15 protein-coding genes are annotated in these 15,100 nt (G+C 54.5%); 4 read left to right on the top strand and 11 right to left on the bottom strand.

Features of this window, described 5'->3' with window-relative positions:
- Nucleotides 1-140 precede the first annotated feature (140 nt).
- The 3 genes from ACR0LN_RS05640 to ACR0LN_RS05630 form a co-directional block, all read right to left on the bottom strand.
- Nucleotides 141-896 (bottom strand): helix-turn-helix transcriptional regulator, encoded by a 756-nt coding sequence (locus tag ACR0LN_RS05640; RefSeq protein WP_480428298.1) that lies wholly within the window; start codon nucleotides 894-896, stop codon nucleotides 141-143.
- Nucleotides 893-1,342 (bottom strand): type II 3-dehydroquinate dehydratase, encoded by a 450-nt coding sequence (gene aroQ, locus ACR0LN_RS05635; protein ID WP_480428297.1) that lies wholly within the window; start codon nucleotides 1,340-1,342, stop codon nucleotides 893-895. The genes ACR0LN_RS05640 and aroQ overlap by 4 nt, the downstream gene beginning before the upstream one ends.
- 92 nt (nucleotides 1,343-1,434) lie before the next feature.
- A complete protein-coding gene (locus ACR0LN_RS05630) occupies nucleotides 1,435-2,448 on the bottom strand; it encodes an NADPH:quinone oxidoreductase family protein (RefSeq protein WP_480428295.1) in 1,014 nt (337 codons plus the stop codon).
- Nucleotides 2,449-2,555: 107 nt separating this feature from the next.
- On the opposite strand from ACR0LN_RS05630, the gene ACR0LN_RS05625 reads away from it, so the two are divergent.
- Together ACR0LN_RS05625 and ACR0LN_RS05620 are read left to right on the top strand one after the other, a co-directional pair.
- Nucleotides 2,556-3,374 (top strand): SDR family NAD(P)-dependent oxidoreductase, encoded by an 819-nt coding sequence (locus tag ACR0LN_RS05625; RefSeq protein ID WP_480428294.1) that lies wholly within the window; start codon nucleotides 2,556-2,558, stop codon nucleotides 3,372-3,374.
- 9 nt (nucleotides 3,375-3,383) lie between these two features.
- Nucleotides 3,384-4,406, top strand: a complete 1,023-nt coding sequence (locus ACR0LN_RS05620) for a phosphotransferase (protein ID WP_480428293.1) — start codon at nucleotides 3,384-3,386, stop codon at nucleotides 4,404-4,406.
- Here the strand turns inward: ACR0LN_RS05620 and ACR0LN_RS05615 are convergent.
- Entirely contained in the window at nucleotides 4,403-5,008 is a 606-nt protein-coding gene (locus ACR0LN_RS05615; protein ID WP_480428292.1) for a DsbA family protein, read from the bottom strand. The genes ACR0LN_RS05620 and ACR0LN_RS05615 overlap by 4 nt on opposite strands.
- A 174-nt stretch (nucleotides 5,009-5,182) precedes the next feature.
- On the opposite strand from ACR0LN_RS05615, the gene ACR0LN_RS05610 reads away from it, so the two are divergent.
- The gene (locus tag ACR0LN_RS05610) at nucleotides 5,183-6,403 is read left to right on the top strand and encodes a serine hydrolase domain-containing protein (RefSeq protein WP_480428291.1); all 1,221 of its coding nucleotides are present in this window, start codon (nucleotides 5,183-5,185) and stop codon (nucleotides 6,401-6,403) included.
- A gap of 29 nt (nucleotides 6,404-6,432) precedes the next feature.
- Nucleotides 6,433-7,293, top strand: coding sequence for an acyl-CoA thioesterase (locus ACR0LN_RS05605; RefSeq protein WP_480428289.1), 861 nt, complete (start codon nucleotides 6,433-6,435; stop codon nucleotides 7,291-7,293).
- Between the two features lie 115 nt (nucleotides 7,294-7,408).
- Here the strand turns inward: ACR0LN_RS05605 and ACR0LN_RS05600 are convergent, their stop codons facing one another.
- From ACR0LN_RS05600 to ACR0LN_RS05570, 7 genes are all read right to left on the bottom strand, one after another.
- Nucleotides 7,409-8,638, bottom strand: coding sequence for an acyl-CoA dehydrogenase (locus tag ACR0LN_RS05600; RefSeq protein ID WP_480428287.1), 1,230 nt, complete (start codon nucleotides 8,636-8,638; stop codon nucleotides 7,409-7,411).
- 110 nt (nucleotides 8,639-8,748) lie between these two features.
- Complete coding sequence (phoB, locus tag ACR0LN_RS05595; RefSeq protein WP_480428286.1) at nucleotides 8,749-9,438, bottom strand: phosphate regulon transcriptional regulator PhoB; 690 nt, start codon at nucleotides 9,436-9,438, stop codon at nucleotides 8,749-8,751.
- A gap of 3 nt (nucleotides 9,439-9,441) precedes the next feature.
- Nucleotides 9,442-10,152: a phosphate signaling complex protein PhoU gene (gene phoU / locus ACR0LN_RS05590; protein WP_480428284.1), complete on the bottom strand. Its 711-nt coding sequence runs from the start codon at nucleotides 10,150-10,152 to the stop codon at nucleotides 9,442-9,444.
- Nucleotides 10,153-10,168: 16 nt separating this feature from the next.
- Nucleotides 10,169-10,966, bottom strand: coding sequence for a phosphate ABC transporter ATP-binding protein PstB (pstB, locus tag ACR0LN_RS05585; protein ID WP_480428369.1), 798 nt, complete (start codon nucleotides 10,964-10,966; stop codon nucleotides 10,169-10,171).
- A gap of 12 nt (nucleotides 10,967-10,978) precedes the next feature.
- Complete coding sequence (pstA, locus tag ACR0LN_RS05580; RefSeq protein ID WP_480428283.1) at nucleotides 10,979-12,340, bottom strand: phosphate ABC transporter permease PstA; 1,362 nt, start codon at nucleotides 12,338-12,340, stop codon at nucleotides 10,979-10,981.
- A complete protein-coding gene (gene pstC, locus ACR0LN_RS05575; protein WP_480428282.1) occupies nucleotides 12,337-13,809 on the bottom strand; it encodes a phosphate ABC transporter permease subunit PstC in 1,473 nt (490 codons plus the stop codon). The genes pstA and pstC overlap by 4 nt, the downstream gene beginning before the upstream one ends.
- A gap of 79 nt (nucleotides 13,810-13,888) precedes the next feature.
- Nucleotides 13,889-14,929, bottom strand: coding sequence for a substrate-binding domain-containing protein (locus ACR0LN_RS05570; RefSeq protein WP_480428281.1), 1,041 nt, complete (start codon nucleotides 14,927-14,929; stop codon nucleotides 13,889-13,891).
- Between the last annotated feature and the right edge of the window lie 171 nt (nucleotides 14,930-15,100).

The following is a 15,100-nucleotide window of genomic DNA, read 5'->3' as shown; positions in this document are numbered from 1 at the left end:
CAAAGATCCGACCAAATGTTCCCTGGCTAAAGCCACCACTCACGGAACAATATCACTTTGCAACTACAGCCCTAGATTCGAAAGTCATGTTTTCCTTACCTGGGGTAAATTGACGCAAGTTGGCGTCAAATTCTTGGCAACTATGCCTCCATGACGAACATCTGGTTCTGCAATGAAGCTTTCAGGACTGCCTGAGCTGTGGTCTCAACAGAAAGAGATTCACGGGCGAGTCGCAGATGCTTTTCAACCGTGGCCGCGGTCAGCCCCATCAACAACGCAATATCCTGTGTGGTTTTGCCGTCGCCTACCCACTGAAGAGCCTCACGCTGGCGTTTGGTCAACGCCCTGTTTGGCGCGTTGTAGGGCAGGGTAAGAATTTTTAGATGCGCCATGTTGTTCATCAGCAGAATATCATCACCGTGCTCGGCCCAAATTTCGTCCACTTCCGCTTGAGTGGCAGCTCCACCAGCGGAAAGCGAAATCGCTCCTTTCGACCTCATAGAGACTGATGTGAAGCTAACGGTATAGCCGCAGGAAACGCCATGCGATTTGTTGAACTCAAGCACCTGCAGCTCTTGCGCAGTTAGTTTTCCGTTAGCCACCATATTCCGCGCCACACTCCAACTGGCCGCGCCTTCATTGTACAACGCCCATTTCAACATAGGAGCGTGAAAATACAGGCCATCGCGTAGGAAACCGTCTAAGTACGGCTTGTCGTGATTAGTAAGGATCAGAAAGTCCTCGGGGTCTCCGAGGGATGTTTCCGTACGGTACTGCGTGTGCCCGTAAATAAGGCGGTCGAACCCGTATTTCCCCATTTGGCGGCAATGGGCATCCCAAAGCTCTTCCAGAGTTTTGGTGTAGCTGAGAAAATGTAAGTATTCGATCAGCTTCATGCAGTGGACTCTGATTTTAGATGAGCTGCCAACGCATCCAGTGCCAACACATATCCTTGGGCACCAAAGCCACAAATCTGGCCGACCGCGACCTTGGAAATATAGGATACGTGCCGAAATTCTTCGCGCGCATGAATGTTGGACAAGTGAACTTCGATCATCGGCAAGTCTACGGATGCGATCGCATCCATGAGTGCGATGGATGTATGCGTAAAAGCACCTGCGTTCAGGATTATGCCATCCTGATCCTTTTTTGCGCCATGAATTGCGTCAAGCAGAACACCTTCATGATTGGACTGAAGGCACGAGACCTCAACCCCTATGGATGCCCCGTGGCTTACACATAGGTTCTCCACCATCTCCAGCGTGGTGCTGCCGTACACTTCGGGTTGCCGTGTTCCCAGCAGATTCAGGTTCGGCCCGTTTAAAATCAGCGCTTTGTGCATTAATTCACTGTCCCTTTAAAAGGTTCATAAACGCGAAAGGGTGGGAATGTCCACCGGCCAATGCGCGCTTAGGGCGAGCCGCAGTCTTCCCATCAGAAGGTTTCGGCCCCTGTGGGCATAGTTACCACGGTTTTACCTAGCGCCGACCGGCTTGCCAGATGGATCAGTGCCTCGTCCGCGCGATCCAGGGTATAGCTTGCGCTGATCCGCGGCTTTATCTGAGAATTCCCGTATAGCTCAATCAAATCGCGAATGTTTTCCTTATGGCCTTCAGGATTGTGTAGAACCGACGCACCCCAGAAAACACCAACGATCTGACATCCTTTCAGCAACGGCAAATTCAGTGGAATCTTCGGAATGCCCGCAGGAAACCCAACCACGAGATAGCGACCATTCCATGCAATGCTGCGCAGTGCCGGTTCGGCATAGCTTCCACCCACCGCGTCATAGATCACATTCACACCAAGCGGGCCTGCCAGTGTTTTAATCTCGTTGGTGAATGCCTTCTGACCGTCTTTGTCTATTTCTTCGGCATAAAGCACGGTTTCATCGGCCCCTAGGCTCTTACAGAAATCTGCTTTTTTTTGGGAAGAAACCGCCGCAATTACCCGCGCATCCATCGCTTTTCCTAACTCAACCGCAGCCGAACCAACCCCTCCGGCAGCCCCGAGCACCAACAGCGTTTCCCCGGGCTGCAATGCGGCGCGGTCCTTTAATGCGTGATACGAGGTGCCGTAGGTAAAGATGAAGCAGGCGGCATCCTCGAACGGCATGGTAGATGGAAACTTGATGGCTGTTGCTGCGGGCAGTGTCACATGCGTGGCAAACCCGCCGTGGCCTGTAAGCGCCATGACGCGATCACCAATGGCGAACCCCGCGACACCTTCCCCGACGGCAAGAACTTCTCCGGCGATTTCGCCACCGGGCGCAAAAGGCCGGGGAGGTTTGATCTGATAAAGGTCTTGGATGATCAGGGTATCGGGAAAATTGACTCCGGCTGCCTTAATGCCAACCAGCAATTCGCCCCGTCCTGGTTGCGGGTCTGGTAGAGTGGTCAGCTCTAAAGTTTCCGGGCCTCCGGGCGCGACGCTGAGTAAAGCTTGCATATCAGCCTCAATGTCCATGTTATTCAGTCAGTAGAAGCTTTGGCGCCGCAGCATGTGTTGTCAAGAAACCAACGCGCGCCAAGGACGAACGGAGTGAGGATCAGACTATGACGCCCGACACATTGTTCTCTTTGCAGGGAAAGACCGCACTAGTGACAGGTGGTGCGACGGGCATTGGCCGCATGGCTGCCGAGGCGCTTGTGCGGGCTGGCGCGCGCGTTCTGATCGCGTCCAGAAAGGGCGAAGCGTGCGAAGTCGTGGCAGCAGAACTGAACGCCATGGAGGCTTCAGGTCAAGCAGAAGGTTTTGGCGGCGACGTTTCCACCCAAGAAGGAATTGATGCGCTTGTGTCCGAGATTAACAACCGCACAGAAAGCCTAGATATTCTTATGAATAATGCGGGGATATCCTGGGGTGCTCCGATGGGGCAGTTCCCGCATGATGCCTGGGACAAAGTGATGTCGGTCAATGTCGCAGGGCTGTTTGACCTGACGCAGAAACTGTTGCCCCTGCTGGTGAAATCTGGCTCGGCAGAAGATCCGGCAAGGGTGATCAATGTCGGGTCGGTTATGGGAGAGGTTCCGATGGGCGATGGTGCTTACAGCTATTCGGCTTCGAAAGCGGCCGTGTTGCACCTGACCAAGATCATGGCCAAAGAGTTCGCGCCTTTTCATATCACGGTCAACGCACTGGCTCCGGGGCCATTCGTATCCCGTATGACGGCGTTCGCCACGGCCGATGAAGAAACACGCGAAAGGGTCGGCAAGTCTGTCCCTTTGGGGCGCGTTGGTCGAGACGACGACATCGCAGGCTGCATGCTGTTTCTGTGCGGACGAGGCGGAAGCTATGTTACCGGAGCGATCATTCCGGTTTCAGGTGGCATCAACGTGGTAACAGCCGGAAACATCTTTGCCGAAACCTTGTGAGGACGCAGCATGACGAATTCGAACTTGGACCTAAGCGCCATTGATGCGTACCTTAGTCAAAACTTGTCCGGTTATCGCGGCCCTTTAGAGGCCGAAAAGTTTGCCATAGGCCAGTCCAATCCGACCTATAAGCTGCAAACACCTACCCAAACCTATGTGCTGCGCCGAAAGCCGCCCGGTGTACTTCTCAAATCGGCCCATGCAGTCGATCGCGAGTATCGTGTCCAAACTGCGCTGGCCGATAGCAACGTGCCGGTCCCCAAGATGTTTATTCTCTGCACCGACGACAGCATCATTGGATCAGAGTTCTATGTGATGGAACATCTCGAAGGGCGGGTCTTTCTTGAACCAACAATGACCGGTGAATCCAATGAAACACGAACTGCTGTCATAGGTGAAATGAACCGCGTTCTAGCCGCGCTGCATATGGTTGATATCGAGCTAGTCGGCCTGTCGGACTACGGTCCAACCGGAAACTACTTTGAACGGCAGATTGCACGTTGGACCAAGCAATACCGCGCCTCCGAAACTGCCCAAATTGCAGAAATGGACGCGTTGATTTCCGCGCTGGCGCAAGTCGTTCCGGAAGATGACGGCCAGCGAACACTGGTGCACGGCGATTATCGCATCGACAATCTTATGTTCGAAAAGAACGGCACGCGCTGCATTGGCGTTTTGGATTGGGAGCTGTCAACGATCGGGCATCCCTTTGCCGACCTCGCAGCCGTCATTATGCAATGGAGGATGCCTCCGGGAACCGAGGGGCGCGGCCTGCATGGTATCGACCGAGACACTCTGGGATTGCCATCGGACCAAGCTTTCATCGACCAATACTGTCATCGGCGCGGTCTGTCTGGGATCGAGAATTTTGGGTTCTATCTGGCGTTCAATTTCTTTCGAATGGCCGGCATTTTACAAGGTGTCTATAAGCGAGCCCAAGACGGCAATGCATCAGACCCAGAGCGCGCTGTGGCTCTTGGCTCATACGTTCCGATGTTCGCCAAGCAAGGGCTGGCGGCACTAGAAGATTAGGACGCTTTCGACAGTTCCAGCCCCAGGTTTCCCATACTGTTTTTGCCAAAGAACATCTCGGTGCCCACAAACATGCTGGGTACACCAAACACACCGCGTTTTACGGCCGCTTTGGTTTGATCCTTGAGTTGCTGCTTGATCTCAGCACTGGTCATTGCCTCTCGGATTTTTCGCACCGGTAATTCGTGTTCGTGCAGTATCTCGGTTAAAACGCCAATTTCATCAACCTTTTGGCCATGCACCCAGATCGCATCAAAAATTGCGTCTATATATCTGCTTTCCCATGGTTTTTCGGATGCGTATACAGCACCGCGCATGGCAAACCGAGTGTTGACCGGAAAATGCGGGCTCATATGAAAACTTAACCCTCGCGCGCGCGCAAACCGGTGAAGATCATGCGTCAGATAGGCGGTTTTCTGACGGTTCTCTGAAAACGCCTGAAATGGACTTTGGTTGTTGGTCACTTTGAAGATCGTGGACAGCTGCACGGGCATATAACTTACGTGTACGTCGTGTTTTTCCGCCAATGTCGGCAGTGTCTTGTAGGCAAGAAAAGCATTCGGGCTGCAGAAATCGTATACAAATTCAACATGTTGCGCCATAGTGCTCCTCCTGAATATGGACAATCAAATCTGTACCAACTCGTGACAAGCGAATCCGCTACACTCTAATTGTAACAGCCAGTTCGGATATCACGCAGCACCGCGGTCGATTTCCCTGTTATTTCAGCGTGTAAATTCGCAAAATCCGGCTGAGAACCAAAGGACTGACCTGAAATGACCAAGTTCGATCCTGCGCGATTACAGCGTATTTCCACCTGGATGCAGCGATACGTCGATGAACGGAAATACGCGGGCAGCTCATTGCTGGTAAAACATCAAGGATCTGAGGTGTTTTTTGCTTCTTGCGGCCAACAAAGCATCGAAAACGGTCTACCGTTTCAGCGCGATACAATTGCCCGTATCTACTCGATGACAAAGCCCATCACCACAGTCGCGTTGATGATGTTGGTCGAACGCGGTTTGTTTCACCTCGACGCGCAAATATCTGATTTCATACCTGAGTTTTCTGACATGCAAGCCCTGATACCGGGGGCGCAGCGGCTGGAACAGACTGAGGCGGCACCGACGCCAACGTTGCATCAATTACTAACACATACCAGTGGTCTCAGCTATCCGTTCAATCCAGGGCTATTGCCAGCGGCGATGGACGAACAAGACCTGATGTTTAAGCCAAACCAAGGTCTGTTGAAAAACCGCGTGGAAGATCTGGCGCAGTTACCGCTGGCATTTCAGCCTGGATCGCGGTGGGAATATTCCGTTGCCATAGATGTCATTGGGCGCGTGATCGAGGTTGTATCTGGCCAAACGTTGGACAAGTTTTTCGCACAGGAAATTTTTGAGCCACTCGGGATGCGCGAAACAGGCTTTTCGGTGCCATCAGGGGCAGGGGACCGGTTTGCGTCCCTCTATACGCCTTTGGCCGGTGATGCGATGGCCTTGAATGCGGCAAGGACCGGAGGAGAGACGCTGCGGTTAGTCGATCAGGCCGGAGGGTCTCCATTCGAATCCACCACCACATTCTCGGGCGGTGGCGGTCTGGTCAGCACCATCGACGATTACTCTCGATTTTCTGAAATGCTACGAAATCGGGGGCAGGGCAATGGACACCGTTTGTTAGGGCCTAAAACGGTAGATTATATGCTTTGCAACCACTTACCGGGCGATATTGCTTCGATGGGGCCACAAAGTTTCGCCGAGCAACCGATGGAAGGCACCGGTTTCGGATTGGGCGGTGCAGTCATAACGAACCCGGGCAGAACACGCGTGCCGGGCTCGCTGGGTGATTTTAGCTGGGGCGGTATGGCGTCGACTTTTTTCTGGATCGACCGGGTCAATGATCTGACGTCTATCTTCTTTACTCAGTTGTCGCCCTCCAGTTCTTATCCCTCGCGGGCGGAACTAAAAGCACTTGTCCTTGGGGCAATGATTGAATGATGCCATATCAGGCTGATCGGAGGCCGAAGATGACAGATGCTGAACGTATCTTGCTGGAACTTTTGAACATCGAAAGGCTCGAGCTTGACCTGTTTCGCGGCACTGGATCTGGCGGAGAAACACCAACGCGCATTTTTGGCGGCCAGGTTATTGCGCAGGCTTTGGCGGCCGCATACCGAACTGTCGAAGATCGCCTATGCCACTCGCTTCATGCTTATTTCATCCGTGCAGGCGACCCTTCTATTCCCGTTATTTATCAAGTTGATAGAGCACGGGATGGAGGTTCTTTGACAACTCGGCGCGTCGTTGCGATCCAACATGGAAAGCAAATATTGAATATGTCGGCGTCCTTTCATGTTCAGGATGAAGGCTGGAGCCACCAACACGCTATGCCAAAAATAGAAGCCCCTGAAGTCTATCCAGCCAGAGAAGAATTGAGAAATAGATACGTTGATCTGGTCCCGGAAAAGGTTCGCGGAGAACTTTTGCGCGAACGACCAATCGAAGTTCGTGAGGTTAACCACCTGAACCCATTCCGCCCAGATAAATCAGATGATCGAAACCAAATCTGGTTTCGTATGAAAGCCGCAGTCGAAACCGACCCCGTGACGCAGCATCTTATTTTGGCGTACGCATCCGATATGTATCTGATGTCATCCGGCATGCGGCCACATGGGATCAGTTGGTTTACCGGGAACGTCAATGGCGCCAGCCTTGATCACGCATTGTGGTTTCACGCACCGGTAAACCTTGGGAACTGGCATCTTTACTCGATGGATTCACCTTGGAGCGGACAAGGTCGCAACTTTAACCGAGGGTCGATCTACGCAGAGGATGGAACTTTGATTGCTTCGGTGGCGCAAGAAGGCCTAATGCGCAAATCGCGCTGATAGGCCTTGCTGCATGTCAAAGTTTCATCGCAAGCCGTTGATAAACATAGGTAAAGCTGTAGTTTTCAGCCCTATCTATTTACCATAATACAGATTACACGATTAACTGGTGACATTAATAAAACGCCTGCAATCCAGTCTGAGCCCGCCCCAAAATCAATGCGTGAACGTCATGAGTCCCTTCGTATGTGTTCACAGTTTCAAGGTTGACCATGTGGCGAATAACTTGGAACTCAAGTGAAATACCATTGCCCCCATGCATGTCACGCGCCATCCTGGCAATGTCCAACGCTTTACCGCAGTTGTTGCGTTTGACAATTGAGATCATCTCGGGCGCGGCATGGGCTTCGTCCATCAAACGCCCAACGCGTAAGCTTGCTTGCAGCCCCAAAGCAATTTCAGTTTGCATGTCCGCCAGCTTGCGTTGGAACAACTGTGTCTGCGCCAAGGGTCGATTGAACTGTTTGCGATCCAGTCCGTATTCGCGCGCGGCGTGCCAACAGCCTTCAGCAGCGCCCATAACGCCCCAACTGATGCCATACCTGGCGCGGTTCAAACAACCGAACGGGCCCTTCAAACCCTGAACATGAGGAAGCAAAGCGCTTTCATCAACCTCGACTCCTTCCAGAACGATCTCACCGGTTATCGAGGCGCGAAGGCTCAGTTTGTTCTGAATTTTCGGAGCACTCAGTCCTTTCAGGCCCTTGTCCAAAACAAAGCCTCTGATTTTATCGTCATGCGCGTCGGACTTTGCCCAGACCACAAACACATCCGCAATTGGCGAATTAGAGATCCACATCTTGCTGCCTGTCAAACGGTAGCCACCGTCGATCTTTTCCGCGCGCGTCTTCATTCCGGCAGGGTCCGATCCTGCGTCGGGCTCAGTTAGGCCAAAACAGCCGATCCACTCACCGCTGGCCAGTTTCGGAAGGTATTTTCGGCGCTGTTCCTCGCTGCCATAGGCATAGATCGGGTACATCACCAACGAGCTTTGAACCGACATCATCGAACGATAACCGGAATCTACACGCTCAACCTCGCGCGCGACCAAGCCGTAGGATACGTACCCTGCCCCAAGGCCCCCATACTCCTCGGGGATTGTGGTGCCCAGCAAGCCCATTTCGCCCATCTCCCGAAAAATCTCGGGGTCGGTTTCTTCGTTTTGAAACGCCTCGGCCACACGTGGTTGCAGTTTGCCCTGCGCGTAAGCCTGCGCGCTGGCCGCAATCATGCGTTCGTCTTCAGTTAGCTGATCGGACAGTCGAAACGGGTCGTCCCAAGCAAATTGCCCCATGTCGGGCGCATCTTTGGCGCGCAATGCGGGCTTGGTGTCTGGGGCGTTCATGGTGCATCTCCGCTTAATCAGCTTCGACGCAACCTAACCCGGCCCCATACTAAAAAACAGTAAGAGTTTCGCATCTGACCATGAGCAAAACTCATACCCCTGCCCCTGATTTATCCCAGAGCGTACCCTGCTCCGCGGACGGTGCGAACCGGGTCTTCGCCGCCATGCTGAGTCAGCGCTTTGCGCAAGCGACCAATATGGACATCTACCGTGCGCGTATCCACATATATATCCCGGCCCCAAACACGGTCGAGCAACTGTTCGCGGCTCCAGACCCGTCCCGGTTTTTCCATGAAGGTACTAAGCAGACGAAACTCAGTCGGACCTAGTTTCAGGGGTTTGCTGTCGCGGCTGACCTTATGCGTTTCCGAATCCAAAATGATATCATCAAACTCAAGACGCAGACCGACGGTTGCCGGACGGACCCGGCGCAACTGGGTACGCACGCGAGCCATCAATTCCACGACCGAGTAAGGCTTGACCACATAGTCATCGGCACCGGTTTCCAGCCCCCGCACCTTGTCCACCTCTTCAGTGCGCGCCGACAACATGATGATCGGGATCGACCGTGTATCGGGGCGTGATTTCAGCCGCCGACACACCTCAATTCCGCTGAGGTTTGGCATCATCCAGTCCAGCACGATAATGTCCGGGTGCTCTTCATCGACCAGCAACAGGGCTTCGTCGCCGCTGCCTGCCTTGGACACGCGAAACCCTTCGGCTTCTAGGTTGTAGGCCAGGACTTCGCGCTGTGCCGGTTCATCTTCAACGACCAGAACGGTAGGCTGATCCGCAGACATTGATCAGATCTCCTGAGGGGTATGCGAGGTTATATCCGCTTTCGGTCGCGCCTCGGTCGGGCGTTCACCGGTGACAAGATAGACAACCTGCTCGGCAATCGAGGTGACGTGGTCGCCCATTCGCTCGATATTTTTGGCAATGAAATGCAGGTGCATACAGGACGAGATGTTGCGCGGATCCTCGGCCATGAAAGTCAGGAACTCACGGAACAGACCGTTATACATCTGGTCCACCTCCTCATCGCGATTGATGACATCGGTGGCCAGTTCGGCATCGCGTTGAATATAGGCATCCAGCGCATCGCGCAGCATCCTCTCAACCTCACGCGCCATTCGGCGCAGGGCTGCGGCGCTGCCGTTGATTTCGCCCGCATTTACGAGAACCGTTGTCCGCTTGGCGATATTCTTGGAATAGTCGCCAATCCGTTCAAGGTTGCCCGACACTTTCAGAACCGACAGGACCAGACGCAGATCGCTAGCGGTGGGTGCCCGCAGCGCGATCAAACGTGCGGTTTCTTCGTCGATCAGCTCTTCCAACGCGTCGATCGCCTTGTCGCCCTGCCGGACCTGCTGAGCCAGCTCTTCATCGCGGGATTCCAGCGACCGCGCGGCGTTCATGATCGCCGCCTCGACCAAACCGCCCATTTTCATAATATGGGCCTGGACCGCTTCGAGGTCGCGGTCGAATGCCGATGCAATATGTTGTTCGCTCATTTTCAAAAACCTGTCCTCAACCAATACGGCCAGTAATATAGCTTTCCGTGCGGGGATCTTCGGGGTTGGTGAAGATTTGCCCGGTCTCGCCGAATTCAACCAGATTGCCCAAATGGAAGAATGCGGTTTTCTGGCTGACCCGCGCGGCCTGCTGCATCGAGTGGGTCACGATCACAACCGAATAGCGCGAGCGAAGTTCGTCGATCAGTTCCTCGACCTGCGCTGTCGCAATGGGGTCCAGTGCCGAACACGGCTCGTCCATCAGCAGAACCTCGGGTTCCGTGGCCACGGCGCGCGCGATACACAGGCGCTGTTGCTGACCGCCCGACAGACCAGTGCCTGGGGCATCCAGACGGTCTTTAACTTCGTCCCAGATCGCGCCGCGACGCAGAGATTTTTCAACGATCTCATCCAGTTCTGCCTTATTCTTGGCAAGGCCGTGGATACGCGGACCATAAGCGACGTTGTCATAGATCGACTTGGGGAACGGGTTTGGTTTCTGGAACACCATCCCCACCTTGGCACGCAACTGCACCGGGTCGACGCGTTTGTCATAGATGTCCTCGCCATCCAGCAGAATGTCGCCCTCGACTCGGCAGATGTCGATCGTGTCGTTCATCCGGTTAAGGCAGCGCAGAAATGTGGACTTCCCGCAGCCGGACGGGCCAATGAAGGCGGTGACCGTTTTGTCTTCGATCTGAACGTCCACGTCTTTGATGGCGTGGGTTTCACCGTAGTAGACCTGTACCTTTTTCGCGGCGATCTTAATGTCTTTGGAGTCCACGGCTCTCTCCACTCGTGTCATGTCATTCATCATAGGCCCCTCTTACCAGCGGCGTTCAAAGCGGCGGCGCAAGATGACCGCAATGGTGTTCATTGTCACGAGGAAGATCAACAGTATGATAATGCCCCCCCATGCGCGTTCATAAAAGGCTGGGTCGGCGCGCTTGGACCATTCGTAGATCTGCGCCGGCATGGCCGAGTTCGGTGACAGGAAGCCAGCAACGATCCCGTCGGGTGGGTTTGAAGCGATAAAGCCCACCATCCCGATCAGCAGCAGCGGGGCGGTTTCACCCAGCGCCTGCGCCAGACCAATGATAGTACCAGTCAGGATGCCAGGCGCGGCCAGTGGCAGCACGTGATGGAACACGGCCTGCATTTTTGAGGCCCCTACCCCCAGCGCAGCATCGCGGATCGACGGCGGCACAGCTTTCAGCGATGCACGGGTCGAGATGATGATGGTCGGCAAGGTCATCAGCGTTAGCACCAGACCGCCCACCAGCGGCGCCGAAGTTGGCAGGTGCATATAGTTAATGAACACGGCCAGACCGAGGATACCGAACACGATGGACGGAACAGCGGCCAGGTTCGAGATGTTCACTTCGATGATATCCGTCAGCCGGTTTTGTGGCGCGAACTCTTCCAGATAGATCGAGGCGGCCACGCCAATCGGAAGGGCCAGCGCCAGCACCACGAACATCATGAACAAAGAGCCCAGCATGGATACACCGATCCCCGCAGCCTCGGGCCGCTGGTCAGAGGCATCCGAGCCAAATATGAAGTCCGGGTTGAAGGTTTTGTACAAAACTCCAGCGTCCCGTAGCTGGTCCACAAAATCCAGTTGTTCGGCTGTGATGCTCTTGTCGTTGGCAATGGAGTCACGCGTTACACGGCCCTTCATGTAACCATCGACGCGACTGTTGACCAAAAAGCGGAAGCTGACCGTTTTTCCGATCTCGTCAGGGTTCGAGATGACATAATTCCGCAGCTCGGCCTGAGCTGCCTTCGACAAAATGCCGCCCATCTGTTTGGGTGTCAGCTCTGTCTGGATACCCAGCTTAGCAACTTCGCTTTCCAGTGCCGACGCGATCAAAGGAGCGTAACCGAAGGTCGAGACTTTCTTGATATCGTCGATGTTTCGGTTGCCGTTTTTGTCCAGCTTGTCTTCTTTCAGTTCGACATTCAGCTCGATAAAGCTCTGCTGGAACGCACCAAGGCCAGCCGTCACGATATTGGTGACCAGAACAATCAGCATCAGCAGGCCGATACCGATGGCCACGATGCCATACATTTTGAACCGGCCTTCGGCGGCGTTGCGGCGCTTGGTGCGCGCGTCTTTCTCGAACAGCGATCCTTTTTTTGGCTTCGCAGCAGGAGCAGCGCCAGGGGTTTGGGAAATATCGGTCATTCGTACTGCTCCCGGTATTTGCGTACGATGTAGAGGGCGAAGATGTTCAGCCCTAGTGTGATGACGAAAAGCGTCAGACCCAGAGCAAAGGCAACCAGCGTTTCGGGACTGGCAAAGTCGGTGTCGCCGGTCAACTGGCTAACGATCCGCGTGGTGATTGTGGTCATAGCCTCAAACGGGTTCAACGAAAATTTGGCAATGGCGCCAGCGGCCATGACAACGATCATCGTCTCGCCAATGGCGCGGCTCGCCGCCAGTAGGATCGCACCCACGATACCCGGCAAAGCAGCCGGCAAAACCACCTGACGCACGGTTTCGGAATGTGTTGCACCAAGCCCCAGCGACCCATCTCGCATAGACTGCGGTACCGCGTTGATAATGTCATCGGACAGCGAAGACACAAACGGGATCAGCATGATACCCATAACCAGACCGGCAGTGAGGACCGCGTTGGAACTGGCCATCCAGCCAAGACCCAGTGCGCCACCGTCTCCAAACAGAGACACCAGCGCCGGGCCGACCGTCAGCAGGGCAAACAGACCATAAACGATGGTCGGAATACCCGCGAGAATCTCAAGCAGCGGTTTGGCGACCGACCGAGTTGCGCCAGAGGCGTATTCCGACAAGTAAATCGCTGCAAACAGGCCAATCGGCACAGCAACCAACAGCGCAATGAGCGAGATATAGAGCGTACCCCATAACAGCGGCAGGATCGACAGTTCACTACCGCCGCGGAAGTTCGGAGCCCATGTCGGACCAAAGAAAAAGTCCTTCCACGAGTGCAACTGGAAGAAGTTCATGGTCTCGAACAGCATCGACAGTACGATGCCTACGGTTGTCAAAATGGCGATCGACGCCGCCAGCAGCAACAAGGCCAAAATACCCTGTTCCACCACATTTCGGGCGCGGAATTCTTTGTGCGTGCGAATGTAAGCGAACGCCGCCCCCAACAGAGCAACAGCGAGAACCGCGATTTGCATCATAACCGTACCAGCGGCGTTCATCACACGGTACTGCTGTGCGGCACGCAGAACTGGCGTTGTCACGTTCTGGGTAATGACCTGACCGGCTTCCTTCAAACGGGCAGTCATGTCAGTTATGTCTGCACGGGCGCTGCGCGCAAATTCCTCGGTCATGGCACCGGCGGCAACCGCACCGTCCAAACCATCTGCGACTCTGCGAACTTCGCTCATCAGCAGGCCACGGGTCGACCCCTCGGGGATCGCTGTGTCAGGGATCATACCGGACGCAGAGTTGTTCACGACCAAAGGCTGCACCAACAACCAAATGATCAGCAGCATCAGGGCCGGAACCAACGCCATCATTGCAACGTTGTAGCCATAGTAAGAAGGAAGAGAATGCAGATCGCTTGCGTTGCCATTTGCGCTGGCCAATGCGCGGGATCTACCCACAAAATAACCGATAACAGCAAGCGCCAGCAGGATGAGCAGCAGCCAGGATAATGCCATGGGAACTCCGTCGAGCGGCAGGAGTAGAATCAATAGGAACCGGGGCGCAAATCGCGCCCCGGTTCAATAGCGTCAGCTATTAGGAGCCACCACCCAGAACGGTTTCGTTGGCAACAGCTTCCTGAACTTTGCCCAGCTCAGGATCGGAAACCAGACCATAGGCAGCCAACGGACCGTCGGGGCCTGCGATCTCGTCAGCGACGAAGAACTCAGCATATTCTTTCAGGCCGGGGATCACGCCGATGTGGGCTTTCTTCACGTAGAAGAACAGCGGGCGCGAAACCGGGTATTCACCCGAAGCGATCGAGTCGGTCGAAGGAACGATGCCCGACATGGTCGCGACTTGCAGCTTGTCAGTGTTGTTCTCGTAGAAGGCCAGACCAAAGACGCCGATGCCGTCTTTGTTGCTGTCGATGCGTGCCAGAGTTTCGGTGTAGTCGCCGTCGATGTCGACCGAAACGCCGTCGGTACGCAGAGCGATACATGCTTTCTCAGCAGCTTTCTTGTCGTCGCCGTTGGCAGCTTTGTAAACGTCGAAGTCGCCCAGGTGCTCACAGCCAGCGAGGATCACTTTGTCTTCAAACACTTCACGGGTGCCGTGCTTGGTGCCCGGAACGAAAGCAGCAATCGGCTGCGCTGGGAAGTTCGGGTTTACGTCGGCCCAGGTTTTGTTTGGGTTGTCGACCAGCTCACCGTCTACAACGATCTGAGCGGACAGAGCTTTGTACCAGTCTTCCGGCGTAAACTCGAACGAGTTGCCGTTGATGTCGGATGCGAAAACGATGCCGTCATAACCGATCTGAACTTCGATGATGTCGGTCACACCATTTTCTGCACAAGCTTTGATCTCTTTTTCGCGGATGGCGCGCGATGCGTTTGCAACGTCGATGGTGTTCTCGCCAACGCCTTCACAGAAACGCTTCAGACCAGCCGACGAACCGCCCGATTCAACAACCGGTGTCGGGAAGTCAAAGTTTTCACCGAAGGCTTCTGCAACGATCGAAGCATAAGGCAGAACGGTCGAAGAACCGGCAACCTGAACCTGGTCACGAGCGGAGGCCGCGGTGGCCGATACAGCAGCGATAGCGATTGCCGAGGCCGACAGTTTTACAAAAGACATTTCAGTCTCCCTGAAAAGGATAGTTTGTGATCACCCCCATGATGATCTTGCGGGCACCTCTAAGGTCCGTGCGTAAGCCTTTTGTGACAGGTTTGTAACAGCTTTATGACAGTCGTTAAGAAACTGGGCTGACGTGGCGCAAAGCAGCCATGCTCTTGTTACATAGGTGCG

The sequence above is a fragment of the Ruegeria sp. AA6 genome (assembly GCF_056542865.1).
This window is presented reverse-complemented; position numbering and strand designations above follow the sequence as displayed.